Genomic DNA, 16,172 nt, shown 5'->3' with positions numbered 1-16,172 from the left:
CAAAAAAGGCCGAGCAATCGGCCTCTTGCTGACAGCGCAATCCGCCACAGACGGAGCGCTTCAATCCAGGATGGAGAGACCTAGCTTGCCGCCGGCTTGCCGTGCTTGATCAGATCTTGGGCGATCGACAGCCGCAGCACATCCGCCAGTTCGCGCGCCGCGCGGTTCTCGGCGTCGATCTGCGCCCGATACGACGCGAATTCCTGGCGCGGCCTATCGTATGAGGACGGGATAGAGCGCTTGCCCCTCGCTATGACCGTGCCGGTCTTGGCATCGCTCAGCACATAGTTGGCGGTCAGCGTCACTGTGCCGGCGGTCGGCTCGTCCTCGTCGGTCGTGACCTGCTCGATTGCCGCCGATTCGACGAGTTCGGAGACGCCGAGATCAAGCGAATAGACCGGCGAAGCAGGCTCGCCGGCGCCCTGGCCGAGCGCGAAGATCAGATTGTTGCGGACCTGCTGGGCGTAGCGGGTCTTGACCGGCTTGACCGAGATCGATGCCAGTTCGGCAGCAGCGCCGACCTGAGAGCCGGCGATCAGCGGCGCGCTTGAATAGAGCGGCCGCACCGTGCAGGCGGAAACCAGCGCCACCGAAGCGAGCAGCCCGTAGAGCATGATACGGCGCGGCGTCAGCTCCGCTTTTTTCGGATCAGGCAACAACATTGACGATCCTCTGCGGCACGATGATCACCTTGCGCGGTGCCTTACCTTCGAGCGCTTTCTGCACGAAGTCGAGAGCCAGAACCGCTTTTTCGACCGCACCTTGGTCCGCGTCGCGGGCAATTGTCAAATCGCCGCGCTTCTTGCCGTTGACCTGGACCGGCAGCACGATCTCGGCGTCGACGACAAGCGAGGGATCGTAGTCCGGCCAGGGCCGTTCGGCGACAAGGTCGGTGCCGCCGAGCGTCTGCCAGCACTCCTCGGCCAGATGCGGCATGACCGGCGCGATCAGGTGCACCAGGATCTCGACGGCTTCACGGCAGGCCGCTTGGAGCGCCGGACCGGCCTTGCCTTCGGCTGCCTCGTTGAGCGGTACGGTCAAGGCATTGGCGAGCTCATAGATACGGGCGATGGCACGGTTGAAGGCGAGCTTTTCAATATCCTCGCCGACAGACTTGAGGATCTTGTGCGCGGCCTTGGACACTGTTCCGGCCTCGCCGTCCTTCGCCGCCTCTGGCCGAACTCCGGCGAGCGAATCGGCAGCCGTCAACACCAGCCGCCAGATGCGCTGGATGAAGCGATGCGCGCCGGCCGCACCCTCGTCGGTCCATTCGACATCGCGTTCGGGCGGCGAGTCCGACAGCATGAACCAGCGCGCCGTATCGGCGCCGTAGCCGTCGGTGATCTCTTCCGGGCTAACGGTATTCTTCTTCGACTTCGACATTTTTTCGAGCGGACCGATCACCGCCTCTTCGCCAGTGGCGATTTCGAAGGCGCGGCGCTTGCCGTCGGCGTCCTCCAGCCTGACCTCGCTGGGCGCAAGCCAGCGGCCGTTCGAGGCGCCGCCAACCCGATACGTCTCGTGCACCACCATGCCTTGCGTGAACAGGCCCCTGAACGGCTCGGCGAGATCGACATGGCCGGTCTCGCGCATGGCGCGGGTGAAGAAGCGCGAATAGAGCAGGTGCAAAATGGCGTGCTCGATGCCGCCAATATACTGGTCGACCGGCAGCCATTCAGTCGCGGCCTTGGGATCGGTCGGATCGTTGGCCCAGGGCGCGGTGAAGCGCGCGAAATACCACGACGAATCGACGAACGTGTCCATCGTGTCGGTTTCGCGCCGCGCATCCTTGCCGCAACGCGGGCATTTGACGTGCCGCCATGTCGAATGACGGTCGAGCGGATTGCCCGGCCGGTCGAACTCGATATCGTCAGGCAGCCTGACCGGCAGGTCGGCTTTCGGCACCGGCACAACGCCGCAATCCTCGCAATGGATCATCGGGATCGGGCAGCCCCAATAGCGCTGGCGCGAAATGCCCCAGTCGCGCAGGCGGAAATTCACCTTGCGCTCGGCCATCGGCCGGTTGCCGATGGTCTTCTGTTCGAGCAGCTTCGCCACCTCGTCGAATGCCTGATCCGGCTTCATGCCGTCGAGGAAGCGCGAATTGATCATCACGCCGTCGCCGACATAGGCCTCGTCGATGATCTGGAAGCTTCCTTGATTCTCGCCTTCCGGCATCACCACTGGAATGACCGGCAGGCCGTATTTGTTGGCGAAGTCGAGGTCGCGCTGGTCACCGGACGGGCAGCCGAAAACGGCGCCGGTGCCGTAGTCCATCAGCACGAAATTGGCGACGTAGACGGGCAGCGTCCACTTCTCGTCGAACGGATGGACGACGCGGATGCCGGTATCGAAGCCCTTCTTCTCGGCCGTCTCCAGGGCCGCCACCGACGTGCCCATGTGGCGGACCTCGTCGATGAACTTTGCCAGCGCCGGATTGTCTTCGGCCGCCTTTTTGGCCAGCGGATGGTCGGCCGCAATCGCCATGAAGCAGGCGCCGAAGATGGTGTCGGGCCTTGTCGTATAGACTTCGAGCTCATGCTCGCCGGCGACTGGCTTGGCCAGCGGCCAGCGGATCAGCAGGCCTTCAGAACGGCCGATCCAGTTCGCCTGCATCAGCTTCACTTTTTCCGGCCAGTCGTCGAGCTGGTCGAGCGAATCCAGCAGATCCTGCGCATAGTCGGTGATCTTGAAGAACCATTGCGTCAGCTCGCGCTGTTCCACCAGCGCGCCCGAGCGCCAGCCGCGCCCGTCGATGACCTGCTCGTTGGCAAGCACCGTCATGTCCTCCGGATCCCAGTTGACCTTGGAGGATTTGCGCGTCACCAGGCCCTTCTCGACGAAATCGAGGAACAGCATCTGCTGGCGGTGGTAATAATCGACATCGCAGGTAGCGAACTCGCGTGCCCAATCGAGCGACAGGCCCATGACCTTGAGTTGCTCGCGCATGGCAGCGATGTTCTGATAGGTCCAGTCCTTGGGATGGACCTTGTTCTGCATTGCTGCGTTTTCGGCTGGCATGCCAAAGGCGTCCCAGCCCATCGGGTGCAGCACGTTGAAACCCTTGGCCCGCTTGTAGCGCGCCACCACGTCGCCCATCGTATAGTTGCGGGTATGGCCGATATGGATGCGCCCCGATGGATAGGGGAACATCTCCAGCACGTAGTATTTCGGGCGCGGGTCATCGTTGTCGGCTTCGAACAGCTTCTTGGCGTCCCAGGCGTTCTGCCATTTGAGCTCTGACGCGCGCGGATTGTATCGTTCGGTTGCCATCGGGTGTTTTTCACTTAAAAGCATGCGCGAGCCGCCGGACAATGCCCGGGCGGCTCAGGAAATGTCGTCGCGGTGTTCACCATGGATTACCGGACCCGTCAACTGCGGCGATCCGGCGAAAAGCCAAACACAGGCAGGATATAGGCATGGCGAGCGCCGTCGAACAGCTTTTCACCGTCAAGGCAAGGATCGCCACTGCCGAGCGCGAGGCCGGACGCGAGGCCGGGGCGGTGACGCTGGTTGCGGTCTCGAAAACCTTCGATGCCACCGATATCCGTCCGGTTATCGAGGCCGGCCAGCGCGTCTTCGGCGAGAACCGCGTCCAGGAGGCGCAAGCCAAGTGGCCGGCGCTGAAGGAAGCTTTCCCCGACATCGAGCTGCACCTGATCGGGCCGTTGCAATCGAACAAGGCAAAGGAAGCGGTGGCGCTGTTCGACGTCATCGAAACCGTCGACCGTGAAAAGATCGCCGCCGAACTCGGCAAGGAAATCGCCAGGCAGGGCAGGACGCCAAGGCTCTACGTCCAGGTCAACACCGGCTCGGAGCCGCAAAAGGCCGGCATCGAGCCGCGCGAGGCCGTCGCCTTCGTGGCCCGCTGCCGCTCGGTTCACGCCCTCGCCATCGAAGGGCTGATGTGCATTCCGCCGGCGGACGAGAACCCCGGTCCGCATTTCGCGCTGCTAGAAAAGCTTGGGCTTGAGGCCGGCGTTGACAAGCTCTCTATGGGCATGTCCGGCGACTACGAAACGGCGATCGCCTTCGGCGCGACAAGTGTCAGGGTTGGATCGGCGATTTTCGGCGCCAGATGAGGCGCAGCCGGCCTTAGGCCACAGGCTGACGCTGACTATGCCAGCAATAGAAACGGAACGTTTCGTTCCTATATGGTTCGAGTTATCCCAAAGCCTCTGGAGCCACCATGCGTTACAATCAACTTGGAAATACGGGGATGTTCGTCTCCGAACTTTGCCTCGGTACGATGACATTCGGCGCCGCCGGCGAGAATGCCCAATGGGGCCTGATCGCCAGCCTCGACCAGGATGGCGTCGACGAGATCGTCGCCCGCTCGCTCGCCGCCGGCGTCAATTTCTTCGACACGGCGGATGTCTATTCCTTCGGCGCCTCGGAACGGCTTCTCGGCCAGTCGCTGAGAAATCTCGGCGTTAATCGGCAGGACGTGATCATCGCCACCAAGGTTCACGGCGCCATGGGCGGCGGCCCGAACCAGCGCGGTTCTTCGCGCGGCCATATCATGGATTCGGTCGAAGGTAGCCTCGAACGGCTGCAGCTGGACCATATCGATCTCTATCAGCTGCACGGCACCGACACGGTCACGCCGATAGACGAAACGCTGCGGGCGCTCGACGACCTGGTTGCCGCTGGCAAGGTCCGCTATGTCGGCGTCTCGAACTGGCAGGCCTGGCGCATCGCCAAGGCGTTGGGTATTGCCGAGCGCAAGGGCTTTGCCCGTTTCGAAACCGTCCAATCGTATTACTCGATCGCTGGCCGCGATCTCGAGCGCGAGATCGTGCCGCTGCTCAACGAGGAGAAGCTCGGGCTGATGGTCTGGTCACCGATGGCGGGCGGCCTGCTCTCGGGCAAGTACGGACCCGGTGCCCCCGGCAATGGCGAAGGTCGCCGCGCCAGCTTCAATTTCCCGCCGGTCAATGAGGACCGTGCCTGGGCAGCGGTCGCCGTCATGCGCGAGATCGCCGCCCAGCACGGCGTCAGCGTCGCCACGGTGGCGCTCGGCTTTGTCCTGGCCAAACCGTTCGTGATGAGCGTCATCATCGGCGCCAGCCGCATGGACCAGTTGGAACAGAACCTTGCGGCGACCGAGTTGAAGCTCGATGCCGACGATCTTGCTCGTCTCGACGAAGTCAGCGCGCTCCCGCCCGAATATCCGGGCTGGATGCTCGAACGCCAGGCGGCGGGCCGCAGGCCGGCGCCGTTCACGCCAAAGAAGTAGTTCCTTGTCGACGTGACATTTCGGCAGCCAAATTCGGGAGCCAAGTGGCTCCCGAATGCCTTCCGCTTCAGCCCAGCCGCGCGGTTTCGGCCAGGAAATCTAAAATGGCCCGTACCCGCGCCGGCAAATGCTTGCCTTGGCCGACATAAACCGCATGGGTCAGTTCCTCGTCGCCGGGGTTGAACTCTTCCAGCAGCGGCAGCAGCCGGCCGGCGGCAATGTCGGCCTCCACGTGCCAGCGTGCCAGCCGGGCGATGCCCGCCCCTGAGAGCGCCATCAACCGCATCGCCTCGCCGTCGCTGACCAGCGTGTTTCCAACGATCGATATGGTGATCGGCTTGCCGGCCGCGTCGACAAAAGGCCAGCCCTCGACGTGGCGCACGAAACAGAAGCCCATCCGGTTGTGACGATCGAGATCGGCGGGCGTCTTGGGTGTGCCACGCGCTTCGAGATACGATGGCGCGGCAACGACGACCACCCGGCTCTGCCCGAGCTTGCGCGCCACTAGCCGTGATTCGCCGAGCGGGCCGGCACGTATGGCGACGTCGGCGCGCTCCTCCATCAGGTCGATAACACTGTCGGTCAACACCAGATCGACCGAGATTTCGGGGTATCGTTCTAGAAAACGCGGCAAAAGCGGGATCAGCCGGTGCTGCCCGAAAGGCACGTAGCTATTGATCCGCAGCCGGCCACGCGGCGCGGCACCCGCCGCTGCCTCGCGCTCGGCTACCGCCATGTCGGCCAGGATGCGCACGCCGCTGTCGAAGAAGGCCGCCCCTTCCGGGGTCAGTCGCAGCTTGCGCGTCGAGCGGATGACCAGCCGGGCGCCAAGACGCCCCTCCAGCCGCGCGATCAGCTTGCTAACCGCCGACGGGCTCATGCGCAGCGCACGTGCAGCGGCCGAAAAGCTGCCGGCCTCGACGACGCGGACGAACACTTCGATCTCGCCGGAGCGGTTGATGTCGGGCCTGGCCATTGGTGAATCTATTTCACAGGCAATGTGCCCTAGGCAAGGCTGGTTCACAGTTCGGTGCATCACGATCTTTCGGGCCGGGCGTGAGAGGACACGGCGCCCGTCGTCGAAACTGGCCGTCATCGAAGTGGGAACCGCCATGCCTCTTGCTCTCTACGCTCTTGCCGCCGGCGCCTTCGGTATTGGCGTCACCGAATTCGTCATCATGGGCCTGCTGCTCGACGTCAGCACCGATCTCGGCGTCTCGATCTCAGCTGCCGGTCAACTGATTTCCGGCTATGCGCTGGGCGTCGTCATCGGCGCGCCGCTGCTGACGATCGCCACCGGCCGGTGGCCGCGCAAGACCGTGCTTCTGGCGCTGATGGCAATCTTCACGCTAGGCAACCTCGCGTGCGCGCTGGCCCCAGACTACTGGACGCTGATGGGTGCGCGCGTGCTCACCGCCTTCGCCCACGGCACCTTCTTCGGCGTCGGCTCGGTCGTGGCGACCGGGCTGGTGGCGCCCAACAAGAAGGCATCGGCGATCGCCCTGATGTTCACCGGCCTGACCATCGCCAACATCCTCGGCGTCCCCTTCGGAACATGGCTCGGCCAGGCCTTCGGCTGGCGCGCGACCTTCTGGGCGGTGACCCTGGTCGGCATGGTCGCTTTCGCCATCATCCTGCTGCTGGTGCCGCGCAGCCAGACAGCGCCTGAGCAAAGCAATTTGCGCGCCGATCTCGCCGTGCTCGGCCGCACGCCCGTCCTGCTTGGCTTTGCCACCACCGTGCTCGGCTATGCCGGCGTCTTCGCCGTCTTCACCTACATCGCCCCGTTGCTGACCGAGATCACCGGTTTTGAGGAAGCAGCGGTGTCGCCGATCCTGCTGGTCTTCGGCGGCGGCCTCATCGCCGGCAACCTCGCTGGCGGCAAGTTCGCCGACCGCTGGCTGGTGCCTTCCGTTCTCGGCAGTCTCGTCGTGCTGGCGCTGGTGCTCGGCACCATGACCTTCGCCCTGCACAGCCAGGTTATGGCCGTCATCTATGTCGGCCTGCTCGGCGCCGCCGCCTTCGCCACCGTGGCGCCGCTGCAGATGTGGGTACTGGAAAAGGCACAAGGCGCCGGCCAGAGCCTCGCCTCGTCCTTCAACATCGCCGCCTTCAATCTCGGCAATGCGGCCGGCGCCTGGCTCGGCGGCGTGGTCATCGCCCATGGCCCCGGCCTCGGCGCCGTCACCTGGGTCGCGGCCCTGCTGCCGCTCTCGGCGCTTTCCGTGGCAGCGCTGGCGCTACGCCTCGATCGCCCAACGCTCGGTGAACCGGCACCCGCCCGCTCGTAGCAACTCGAAGAACCCTTGTACACCATAGGAGAAACAGATGGATTATCGAAATCTTGGCGCATCGGGCCTGAAAGTCCCGGCGCTCTCGTTCGGCGCTGGAACCTTCGGCGGGTCAGGGCCGCTGTTCGGCGCCTGGGGCAACAGCGATGCGACGGAAGCCCGGCGGCTGGTCGACATCTGCCTGGAGGCGGGTGTCAACCTGTTCGACACCGCCGACGTCTATTCGAATGGCGCTTCCGAACAGGTGCTCGGCGAAGCGATGAAGGGCCGCCGCGATGCCGTACTGATCTCGACAAAGACCTCGCTGCCGATGGGCGACGGTCCCAACGACGCCGGCTCGTCCCGCTCGCGCCTCATCAAGGCCGTCGAGGACGCACTGAGGCGTCTTGGCACCGACTACATCGACCTGCTGCAGCTGCACGCGTTCGACGCCGCAACACCGATCGAGGAGGTGCTATCGACGCTGGATAGGCTCGTGCGCGCCGGAAAGCTGCGTTATGTCGGCGTTTCCAATTTTTCCGGCTGGCAAGTGATGAAGTCGCTCGGCCTGGCGGACAGATACGGCTATCCCCGATACGTCGCCCACCAGGTCTATTACTCGCTGGTCGGGCGCGATTATGAATGGGAGTTGATGCCGCTCGGCCTCGACCAGGGCGTCGGTGCGCTGGTGTGGAGCCCGCTCGGCTGGGGCCGCCTGACCGGCAAGATCCGCCGTGGCCAGAAGCTGCCCGAGAAAAGCCGGCTGCACGACACGGCAAGCTTCGGACCGCCCGTCGACGACGAGCATCTCCATCGGGTCGTCGACGCGCTTGATGTTGTCGCCGAGGAAACCGGGAAGACCATACCGCAGATCGCCATCAATTGGCTGCTGCAGCGGCCGACTGTCGCCTCCGTCATCATCGGCGCGCGCAACGAGGAGCAGTTGCGCCAGAATCTCGGCGCCGTCGGATGGTCACTGACCCCGGATCAGATGAAAATCTTGGACACGGCAAGCGAGGTCACCGCACCCTACCCGTATTTTCCCTATCGCCGGCAGGAGGGTTTTGCCCGGCTGAACCCGCCCGCCGTCTGACGCTCCAAAAGCTGGGCGGCGGCTCCCAGGCTGCCGCCCGCGTGCTTTAATGCAGCACGAACTCGCCGTCGACCTTGCGCCATTCGTTCGGCGCGATCAGCTTCTGGTGCGTGTAGCTGACTGAATGCAGCGGGCCTTCGAGCTTGGCCTGCCAGAACTCGATGAAGCGGATAAGCACCGGAAATTTCGGGGCGATGTCGTAATCCTGCCAGATGAAGCTCTGCAGCAGATGCGGATGATCGGGAAAGTGATAAAGAATCTTGGCCGTGGTCAAGCCATAGCCCTTGAGCATCAGGTCCATTTCGGAATGGTCGCGCATTGCGGTCCCCTGGTTGATTCTCTTTCCTCCCAGCCTGAAATTGTGCACCCCATTTGCTTAATCGTCTATTGATATTTCTGCGGTCGAGCCAGATTTCTGCCGCAAAAACATGCGGTTAGCAGCCGTCTCGCTAGAGTGCTGACACCACCCGGGAAGGGACCTGCGGCATCCCGCCGCGCAAATCCAACGTCTAATGTTGCCGTCATCGCCGAACTGTTAATAATGCGCGCGAATTCGCGGCCGCAACGCTGCGATCCTGCCGGCAGTCAAGCCGGCGGTTTGGTTTCGGGAGGAAGGCGAAGAAATGTCCGATGTTCATGTCCATCGCGTCCAGCCGGCGTGGAAGAAGAACGCGCTGATCGACAATGACACCTACCTGAAATGGTACGCCGACAGCGTCAAGAGCCCGGACAAGTTCTGGGGCAAGCACGGCAGGCGCATCGACTGGTTCAAGCCGTACAGCAAGGTCAAGAACACGTCCTTCGACGGCAAGGTCTCAATCAAATGGTTCGAGGATGGCCAGACCAACGTTTCCTGGAACTGCATCGACCGGCATCTGAAGAAGCGCGGCGAACAGACCGCCATCATCTGGGAAGGCGACAATCCCTACGACGACAGGAAGATCACCTATAACGAGCTTTACGGACATGTCTGCCGCCTCGCCAATGTGATGAAGAAGCACGGCGTCAAGAAGGGCGACCGCGTCACCATCTACATGCCGATGATCCCGGAGGCCGCCTATGCGATGCTCGCCTGCACGCGCATCGGCGCCATTCATTCGGTGGTCTTCGGCGGCTTTTCGCCGGACGCGCTGGCCGGACGCATCGACGACTGCAAGTCGACCTTCCTCATCACCGCCGACGAAGGCCTGCGCGGCGGCAAGCCGATCCCGCTGAAGGAGAACACCGACAAGGCGATCGAGATCGCCGCCAAGGCCGGAACGAAAGTCGAAAAGGTCTTGGTAGTACGCCGCACCGGCGGCAAGACCGGCTGGGCCGCCGGGCGCGACGTCTGGTACCATGACGAGGTCGCGACGGTTAAGGCCGAATGCAAGCCCGAGAAGATGAACGCCGAGGATCCGCTGTTCATCCTCTACACGTCGGGCTCGACCGGCAAGCCGAAAGGCGTGCTGCACACCACCGCCGGCTATCTCGTCTATGTCTCGATGACCCACCAATATGTCTTCGACTATCACGACGGGGACGTCTACTGGTGCACCGCCGATGTCGGCTGGGTCACCGGCCACAGCTACATCGTCTACGGGCCGCTCGCCAACGGCGCCACCACGCTGATGTTCGAAGGCGTGCCGAACTACCCGTCGCAGTCGCGTTTCTGGGACGTGATCGACAAGCACAAGGTCAACATCTTCTACACCGCGCCGACGGCGCTGCGCGCGCTGATGGGCGCCGGCGACGCCCATGTCACCAAGACGTCGCGCAAGTCGCTGCGCGTGCTCGGCACCGTCGGCGAGCCAATCAATCCAGAAGCCTGGGAATGGTATTTCAACGTTGTCGGCAACGGCAAGGTGCCGATCGTCGATACCTGGTGGCAGACCGAGACCGGCGGCATCATGATCACGCCGGTTCCGGGCGCCACCCACCTCAAGGCGGGCTCGGCGACGCGGCCCTTCTTTGGCGTCAACCCGCAGCTGGTTGATGGTGACGGCAAGGTGCTGGAGGGTGAAGCCAGCGGCAATCTTTGTATTGCCGACTCATGGCCGGGCCAGATGCGCACCGTCTATGGCGATCACGACCGCTTCGTGCAGACCTATTTCTCGACCTACAAGGGCAGGTACTTCACCGGCGACGGCTGCCGCCGCGATGCTGACGGCTACTACTGGATCACCGGCCGCGTCGACGACGTCATCAACGTCTCCGGCCACCGCATGGGCACCGCCGAGGTCGAATCGGCGCTGGTTTCGCATGAGAAGGTCTCGGAAGCGGCCGTCGTCGGCTACCCGCACGATATCAAGGGCCAGGGCATCTACTGCTATGTCACGCTGATGGCCGGCGAGACGCCAAGCGAGGAATTGCGCCAGGAGCTCGTCGCCCATGTCCGCAAGGAGATCGGCGCCATCGCTTCGCCCGACAAGATCCAGTTCGCGCCCGGCCTGCCGAAGACCCGTTCCGGCAAGATCATGCGGCGCATTCTGCGCAAGATCGCCGAGGACGATTTTGCCGCGCTCGGCGACACCTCGACGCTGGCCGATCCGGCGGTCGTCGACGACCTGATCGCCAATCGGCAGAACAAGAAGAGCTGATGCAAGCCATATTGGGTGCCGTCACCGAGCTTTGGCGCTATCCCGCGAGCTCGCTCGCCGGCGAGCGCCAGCAGGCGATCTCGGTCGCCCGGCATACCGTTGAAGGCGACCGCCTGTTTGGTCTTATCGACACGTCGAACAATGAAATCGCACGGCCGGACCGCGAAGTGAAATGGCACAAGGTGCCCCGCATCCGAACCCGGCTGTCGCCGGCCGGCGCACTGGAGGTTGCGGTCCCGGATGGCGACTGGCTAGCCGCACCGGGCGCTGATAGCGACCGCGCCATTTCCGCCTATCTCGGCTTTGCGGCCTCCATCCGGCCGTTCCGCCGCGAGAATACTACACCGGGATACGCCGGTCCCCTGCTGGCGGAACGCTATGTCAAAGCCCCCATTCATCTGCTGACCACCGCTTCGCTGGCGCAGTTGAAGTTGCTGCATCCAGACGGCACCGCCGACCCGCGCCGCTTCCGCCCCAACATCGTCGTCGACATGCCGAAGATCGAGGGGTCATTCCCCGAAACCGAATGGATCGGGCGCAAGCTGGCGATCGGCGACCTGCTCCTGACCATCTCCGAGCCGTGCCGCCGCTGCGGCTTCACCATCATTGGCCAGGACGGGTTCGACCACGACCCGGCAATCCTGCGCAGCCTGGTCCGCCACAACGCCCATAATTTCGGCGTCTACTGCACTGTCGATCGACCGGCCCGCGTCGAGATCGGCGCCACGATGCGTCTCCTGTAGCTATTAGTATAAATCCGCCCGCGTCGGCGGCAGGCCGCTTGGGCCGCGCGCGCGCCTGGTGGCGACGGTCTGGAAAATCTGCGCCGAGGCGCGTTCGAAGGTAATCGAGCAGCCGGTGAGATAAAGCAGCCAGAGCCGCGCCTTGGATTCGCCGACCTCGGCGATGGCCTCGTCAAAGCGTGCGTGGAGGCGCTCGGCCCATAGCCGGCAGGTGCGCGCATAGTGCTCGCGCAAGTTTTCGACGTCATAAATGAGGAAGCCGTGCGCCTCGAGATTGCCGAGCGTCATGCCGATCGTATCGAGTTCGCCGCCCGGAAAAATGTATTTGATCAGCGCTTTGAATTCCGGCCCCTTGCGCAGCGTCTTCTTCATGCTGCCCTTGTCGCGGCGGGTGATGGCATGGTGCAGATAGATGCCGCCGGGTTTGAGCAGGCGATGGATGGTCGAAAAATAGGCGGCATGGTTGGCAAGCCCCAGATGTTCGAACATGCCGATCGACGAGATCTTGTCGAAGGAACCGGACAGCTCGGCATAGGACTTTATCTCGATGGTGATGCGATCCTCCAGCCCCTCAGCGCGGATGCGTTCGCGGGCGAACTCGGTCTGTGCCTCCGATAGCGAAACGCCGTGGCCGACGACGCCATAATTCTTCACGGCATAGATGAGCATCGCTCCCCAGCCGCAGCCGATGTCGAGCAATCTGTCGCCGGGCTTCAGCCGAAGCTTGCGGCAGATATGGTCGAGCTTGTCTCTCTGCGCCTGATCGATATCGTTGGCGAAGTCCTTGAAGTAGCCGCAGCTATAGACCATGCGCTCGTCGAGGAAGAGCCGGTAGAATGCGTTGGAAATGTCGTAGTGATGCTGGATCGCCTCCTTGCTCGAACCGCTGACGTAAGGATTGCGGCCGGAAAGATCGGTTCGCGCCGTCATCTGTTTTCGCGAAAACAGCACCGCCGGCAGGTCGCGCAGGATCGCCAGCTTCGGCAGTGTCTTGAGCTTCGTCCTGAGCTTGCCGTGCGTGGGCAAGGCATAGAAATCGAACAGCGATCCGTCTTCGACGTCGACCGCCTTGGCAATCCACATCTCGATCAGCGTCGATAAAGAGGGCCGACGTACGATCTGCCAGACGATGTCCTGGTCGTTGATGGTGAGCACCGGGCCGGCAGCCGGGCCGATCCGCTCGCCCGTCCACAGCCTCACCGCAAAACCCGGCTTCATCGTTTCGATGACCGTCCGAACAATCCGGGCCGCTCTCTCGGCTGCCTCCATCCCCGTCCTCCCTTACCCGGCAAAATAGTGGCCCGGAACAATAGCGGCCCGATCTTGCCTGCCAGATCGGCCGGCCGCAAGCCGCCTGGGTGCGCAAGCACGCTTGTTCAGGATTTTTGGATGCCGCGCCTTGCCATTTCCCGGGTGACACCCCATCATGGGGGAGTGTTCAACAAATCGAAAGGAGGTGATCCGATGTCGAGTGATTTCGTTTTCCAGAACGTGGCCTCAGCGGATTGCACTTTCGGGAAGCAGTCTTCCCGTTAAGGCGCGAGATGCGCGGCTGGCGACCAGTGTCGCCGCCAGGAACCGCGTCATGGACGGAAACACGGAAGGCCGCCGACTTCGCAAGAAGCGGCGGCCTTTTCCTTTGGGCTGTTGTCCCCTATCTGGTTACGGTCAACATCTCGACGTTGCGCGCTATATCCTGGAAAGCCTGGTTGAGTTCGGTTCCATTGGCCGCCTGATAAAAGTGCTTGATCTTGGCGGTGTCCGGGCTGGCGCAATCCTGGAGCGTCGCCTTGGCATTCGTTTCGTTTAGGTCAAACCCAATGGTGAATATCTCAATGCCCTTGTTGCGCATGGCAGCGCAGAGTGTCTTGGCGGCCGTGCGGGTCGGCTCCTTACCGGCGTCATTGTAAACGTCGCTCACCGTGCTCGCATCGAAGTAGGATAGGTTGAATTCGCCGTCGGTCATCAGGATCGCGATTTTGGCGACCTTTTTTGGATCCATCTTGGCCGGCCGTTGCGAAGTCCTCATGATGCTACCCCAGTTCTCCGACAGCATGTACCAGGTCCACTGCACGCCGATATGGCCGGCGGTGCCGCCGGATGCGACGAAATTCTTGATGACCGTCTTGAGCGCCGTCGCATCCGCCGTCAGCGGCATCAGCGTGGCGGCCGGGCAGGCGGCGGTGCCGGTTTGCCAAGCGAAGGACGACAGCAGGTAGTCGCGGTTGACCATGCTGGCGTCGGGGCCCGCGTCCGAATATTGATAGATCCCCTTGCGTTCGGTGGCGCAATTGTCCGGACGGATGAAGCCCGAGATATATTGCACGGCGTCATTGGCCGGCGCCTGTTTGCGTTGGCTGGTGCTTGTTTCCACATAGACGCTGCTGGGCGCAAGTGTACCCGCATTCACCGAATTTGCGTAAGGCACGATGGCAACCCGCACTCGTGGCTTGGAGGGGTCCTGACCGCCCAGGAAACTGTCGACGGCATTCGCCGCAGCCGTCCGCAGATCGATGATTTTCTGGCCGGCCATCGACCCGGTCACATCGAGCATCATTGCGACTTCGATCTGCTTGTCCGAATAGAGCGCCATCGTCGATGCGGGAACGCTTTGCATGCCACTCGTGCCGAAAAGCGGGAAATAGTAGCTGACATTGACATGGACATCCGCCTGAACCGTGTTTGCAGTCCGGTCGACGGTCAGCTTGTCGAGAACGATCTGGTTGTCCTGCAGGATACCCGCCGTGCTGTTGGCATCGAGAAAGGCCTGCACCGATTTGCTGGCGTCGGCCTCGCTGATGACGCCGGTTGTCAGGTCGCGCGCCGTCGAGGTGACCGCAGCGTCGACGACGCCTTGCAGGCTCGATTTCACATTGTAGAGTTGGGACACGTTGACGGCAAAGCCGACACTCAGCGCCAGCACCGAGCTGATTATACCAAACAGCACCGCGAAATTTCCGCTGCGATCCCCGGCAAAGCCGCCGATCGCCTGAACAAGACCCCCGAAACGCTGCATTCCTTCCGCCTCCATCGCCACAGCCTGCAGCTGTCCGAAGGCGCATTGCAGGAATCCGGCCGGATCGCGCCGCCAGGCGCGAGAAAGCGAGCGGCTCTCGCTCGGGCCATTGTTTCCAAACGGTTTCAAGCGACGGCAAGGTAAACAACCGGTAAATGAAAGTCGCGTCAGCGCGGCTTTGTTGACAAAGCGCTTACCATGATCAGGCTCGCAATTCAGGACGACTGGACTGCGTCCCAATCCGGTACAGACGAGATGTATCGAACCGGTTCAGCACGACCGCGGTAGCGGGAGATGGAAATCTGGACTGTGAAAGGACTATGCCAGCATCCGTGCGCTGACGGTCTTGTCGACGCCGCGATAGGGCGGCTTGAAGAGATTGCCTTCCTGCTCGTGCGTCCAGACCTTGAACCGGCTGAGTCGATGCGGGCCGAAACTATGCAGCAGCGGCACGTCGGTGGCGTCACGGCCGCGCGCTATGACGACGCGGCCGATCCTCGGCACATTGTGGCGAGGATCGAACGTGTACCATCTGCCGCCGAGGAACACTTCCACCCACGCCGAGAAATCCATCGGCGCCGGATCGGCGGGCACGCCGATATCGCCGAGATAGCCGTTCACGTAACGGGCCGGGATATTCATGCAGCGGCACAGCGTGATCGCCAGATGGGCAAAGTCGCGGCAGACGCCGACGCGCTCCTCATGCGCCTGCGCCGCCGTGCGGGTCGGGCGCGCATAGCCGTAGCCAAAGGACAGGCGGTTGTGGACATAGTCGACGATCGCCTGCACCCGCGCCCAACCCGGCGGAAGCTGGCCGAAAAGTTGCCAGGCGAGATCGCTGAGATGATCGGTCTCGCAGTAACGGCTGCCAAGCAGATAGCCGAGCACCTCGTCCGGCAATTCCGCGACCGGGACTTCCCCGGCCAGCGTGTTGACCTCGTCCGTCTCGCCACCGTCCTCGATCACCGCGTCATAGAGGATGCGAAAGCTTCCTGCCGGCGCCGTGAAGCGGCGGCAGCTATTGCCGAAAAGATCGTGGTAGACCCTGGTCGGCACGGATGGCGACGTCAGTACGCGCGTCTGCCGCTTGATGTCTGCCTGACGATCCCCGTGGATGTCGAGCAATGAAACGACCGGCGTTGGTGCAACGCATTCAATGCCAATTTCATAGCCGAGCCGAATCAGCATCGCCCTCCCCTCCGATCGTCATGGAAGATAGTGCTGGTCAACGC

General features: G+C 62.9%; 13 protein-coding genes. 6 read left to right on the top strand and 7 right to left on the bottom strand.

The window, feature by feature from the left end; genetic code table 11:
* Positions 1-80: 80 nt before the first annotated feature.
* Positions 81-662 (bottom strand): LPS assembly lipoprotein LptE, encoded by a 582-nt coding sequence (locus tag NKH05_RS03750; protein WP_023719713.1) that lies wholly within the window; start codon positions 660-662, stop codon positions 81-83.
* A complete protein-coding gene (gene leuS / locus NKH05_RS03745; protein ID WP_353025047.1) occupies positions 649-3,273 on the bottom strand; it encodes a leucine--tRNA ligase in 2,625 nt (874 codons plus the stop codon). The genes NKH05_RS03750 and leuS overlap by 14 nt, the downstream gene beginning before the upstream one ends.
* A gap of 146 nt (positions 3,274-3,419) precedes the next feature.
* Here leuS and NKH05_RS03740 point away from each other — a divergent pair, with 146 nt between their 5' ends.
* Positions 3,420-4,082: a YggS family pyridoxal phosphate-dependent enzyme gene (locus NKH05_RS03740; protein WP_023719715.1), complete on the top strand. Its 663-nt coding sequence runs from the start codon at positions 3,420-3,422 to the stop codon at positions 4,080-4,082.
* A 107-nt stretch (positions 4,083-4,189) separates the two neighbouring features.
* A complete protein-coding gene (locus NKH05_RS03735; RefSeq protein WP_352480966.1) occupies positions 4,190-5,239 on the top strand; it encodes an aldo/keto reductase in 1,050 nt (349 codons plus the stop codon).
* Between the two features lie 67 nt (positions 5,240-5,306).
* Here NKH05_RS03735 and NKH05_RS03730 read toward each other — a convergent pair whose 3' ends face one another.
* Positions 5,307-6,215: a LysR family transcriptional regulator gene (locus NKH05_RS03730; RefSeq protein WP_023719717.1), complete on the bottom strand. Its 909-nt coding sequence runs from the start codon at positions 6,213-6,215 to the stop codon at positions 5,307-5,309.
* A 136-nt stretch (positions 6,216-6,351) separates the two neighbouring features.
* Between NKH05_RS03730 and NKH05_RS03725 the strand changes: the two genes are divergently transcribed.
* Positions 6,352-7,530, top strand: a complete 1,179-nt coding sequence (locus tag NKH05_RS03725) for an MFS transporter (RefSeq protein WP_352480967.1) — start codon at positions 6,352-6,354, stop codon at positions 7,528-7,530.
* Between the two features lie 37 nt (positions 7,531-7,567).
* The gene (locus tag NKH05_RS03720; RefSeq protein WP_352640103.1) at positions 7,568-8,602 is read left to right on the top strand and encodes an aldo/keto reductase; all 1,035 of its coding nucleotides are present in this window, start codon (positions 7,568-7,570) and stop codon (positions 8,600-8,602) included.
* Between the two features lie 46 nt (positions 8,603-8,648).
* On the opposite strand, the gene NKH05_RS03715 is transcribed toward NKH05_RS03720, so the two are convergent.
* Entirely contained in the window at positions 8,649-8,921 is a 273-nt protein-coding gene (locus tag NKH05_RS03715) for an usg protein (RefSeq protein ID WP_023719720.1), read from the bottom strand.
* Positions 8,922-9,225: 304 nt separating this feature from the next.
* Between NKH05_RS03715 and acs the strand changes: the two genes are divergently transcribed.
* Together acs and NKH05_RS03705 are read left to right on the top strand one after the other, a co-directional pair.
* The gene (gene acs / locus NKH05_RS03710; protein ID WP_023719721.1) at positions 9,226-11,181 is read left to right on the top strand and encodes an acetate--CoA ligase; all 1,956 of its coding nucleotides are present in this window, start codon (positions 9,226-9,228) and stop codon (positions 11,179-11,181) included.
* Complete coding sequence (locus tag NKH05_RS03705; RefSeq protein WP_023719722.1) at positions 11,181-11,924, top strand: MOSC domain-containing protein; 744 nt, start codon at positions 11,181-11,183, stop codon at positions 11,922-11,924. Before acs ends, NKH05_RS03705 begins: the two co-directional genes overlap by 1 nt.
* 3 nt (positions 11,925-11,927) lie before the next feature.
* Here NKH05_RS03705 and NKH05_RS03700 read toward each other — a convergent pair whose 3' ends face one another.
* The 3 genes from NKH05_RS03700 to NKH05_RS03690 form a co-directional block, all read right to left on the bottom strand.
* Positions 11,928-13,193, bottom strand: coding sequence for a class I SAM-dependent methyltransferase (locus tag NKH05_RS03700; RefSeq protein WP_353025044.1), 1,266 nt, complete (start codon positions 13,191-13,193; stop codon positions 11,928-11,930).
* A gap of 385 nt (positions 13,194-13,578) precedes the next feature.
* Positions 13,579-14,940 carry a pilus assembly protein gene (locus NKH05_RS03695; RefSeq protein WP_023719724.1) on the bottom strand — a complete coding sequence of 454 codons (1,362 nt, stop codon included), beginning with the start codon at positions 14,938-14,940 and terminating at the stop codon, positions 13,579-13,581.
* Positions 14,941-15,258: 318 nt separating this feature from the next.
* Positions 15,259-16,128: a transglutaminase-like domain-containing protein gene (locus NKH05_RS03690; RefSeq protein ID WP_353025043.1), complete on the bottom strand. Its 870-nt coding sequence runs from the start codon at positions 16,126-16,128 to the stop codon at positions 15,259-15,261.
* Positions 16,129-16,172 lie beyond the last annotated feature (44 nt).

Origin of the sequence: Mesorhizobium sp. M1399 (assembly GCF_040317735.1) — a bacterium.
Taxonomy (GTDB): Bacteria; Pseudomonadota; Alphaproteobacteria; order Rhizobiales; family Rhizobiaceae; genus Mesorhizobium.
Note: the sequence above shows the minus strand (reverse complement) of the source record. Positions and strands in the feature narration are given on the sequence as shown.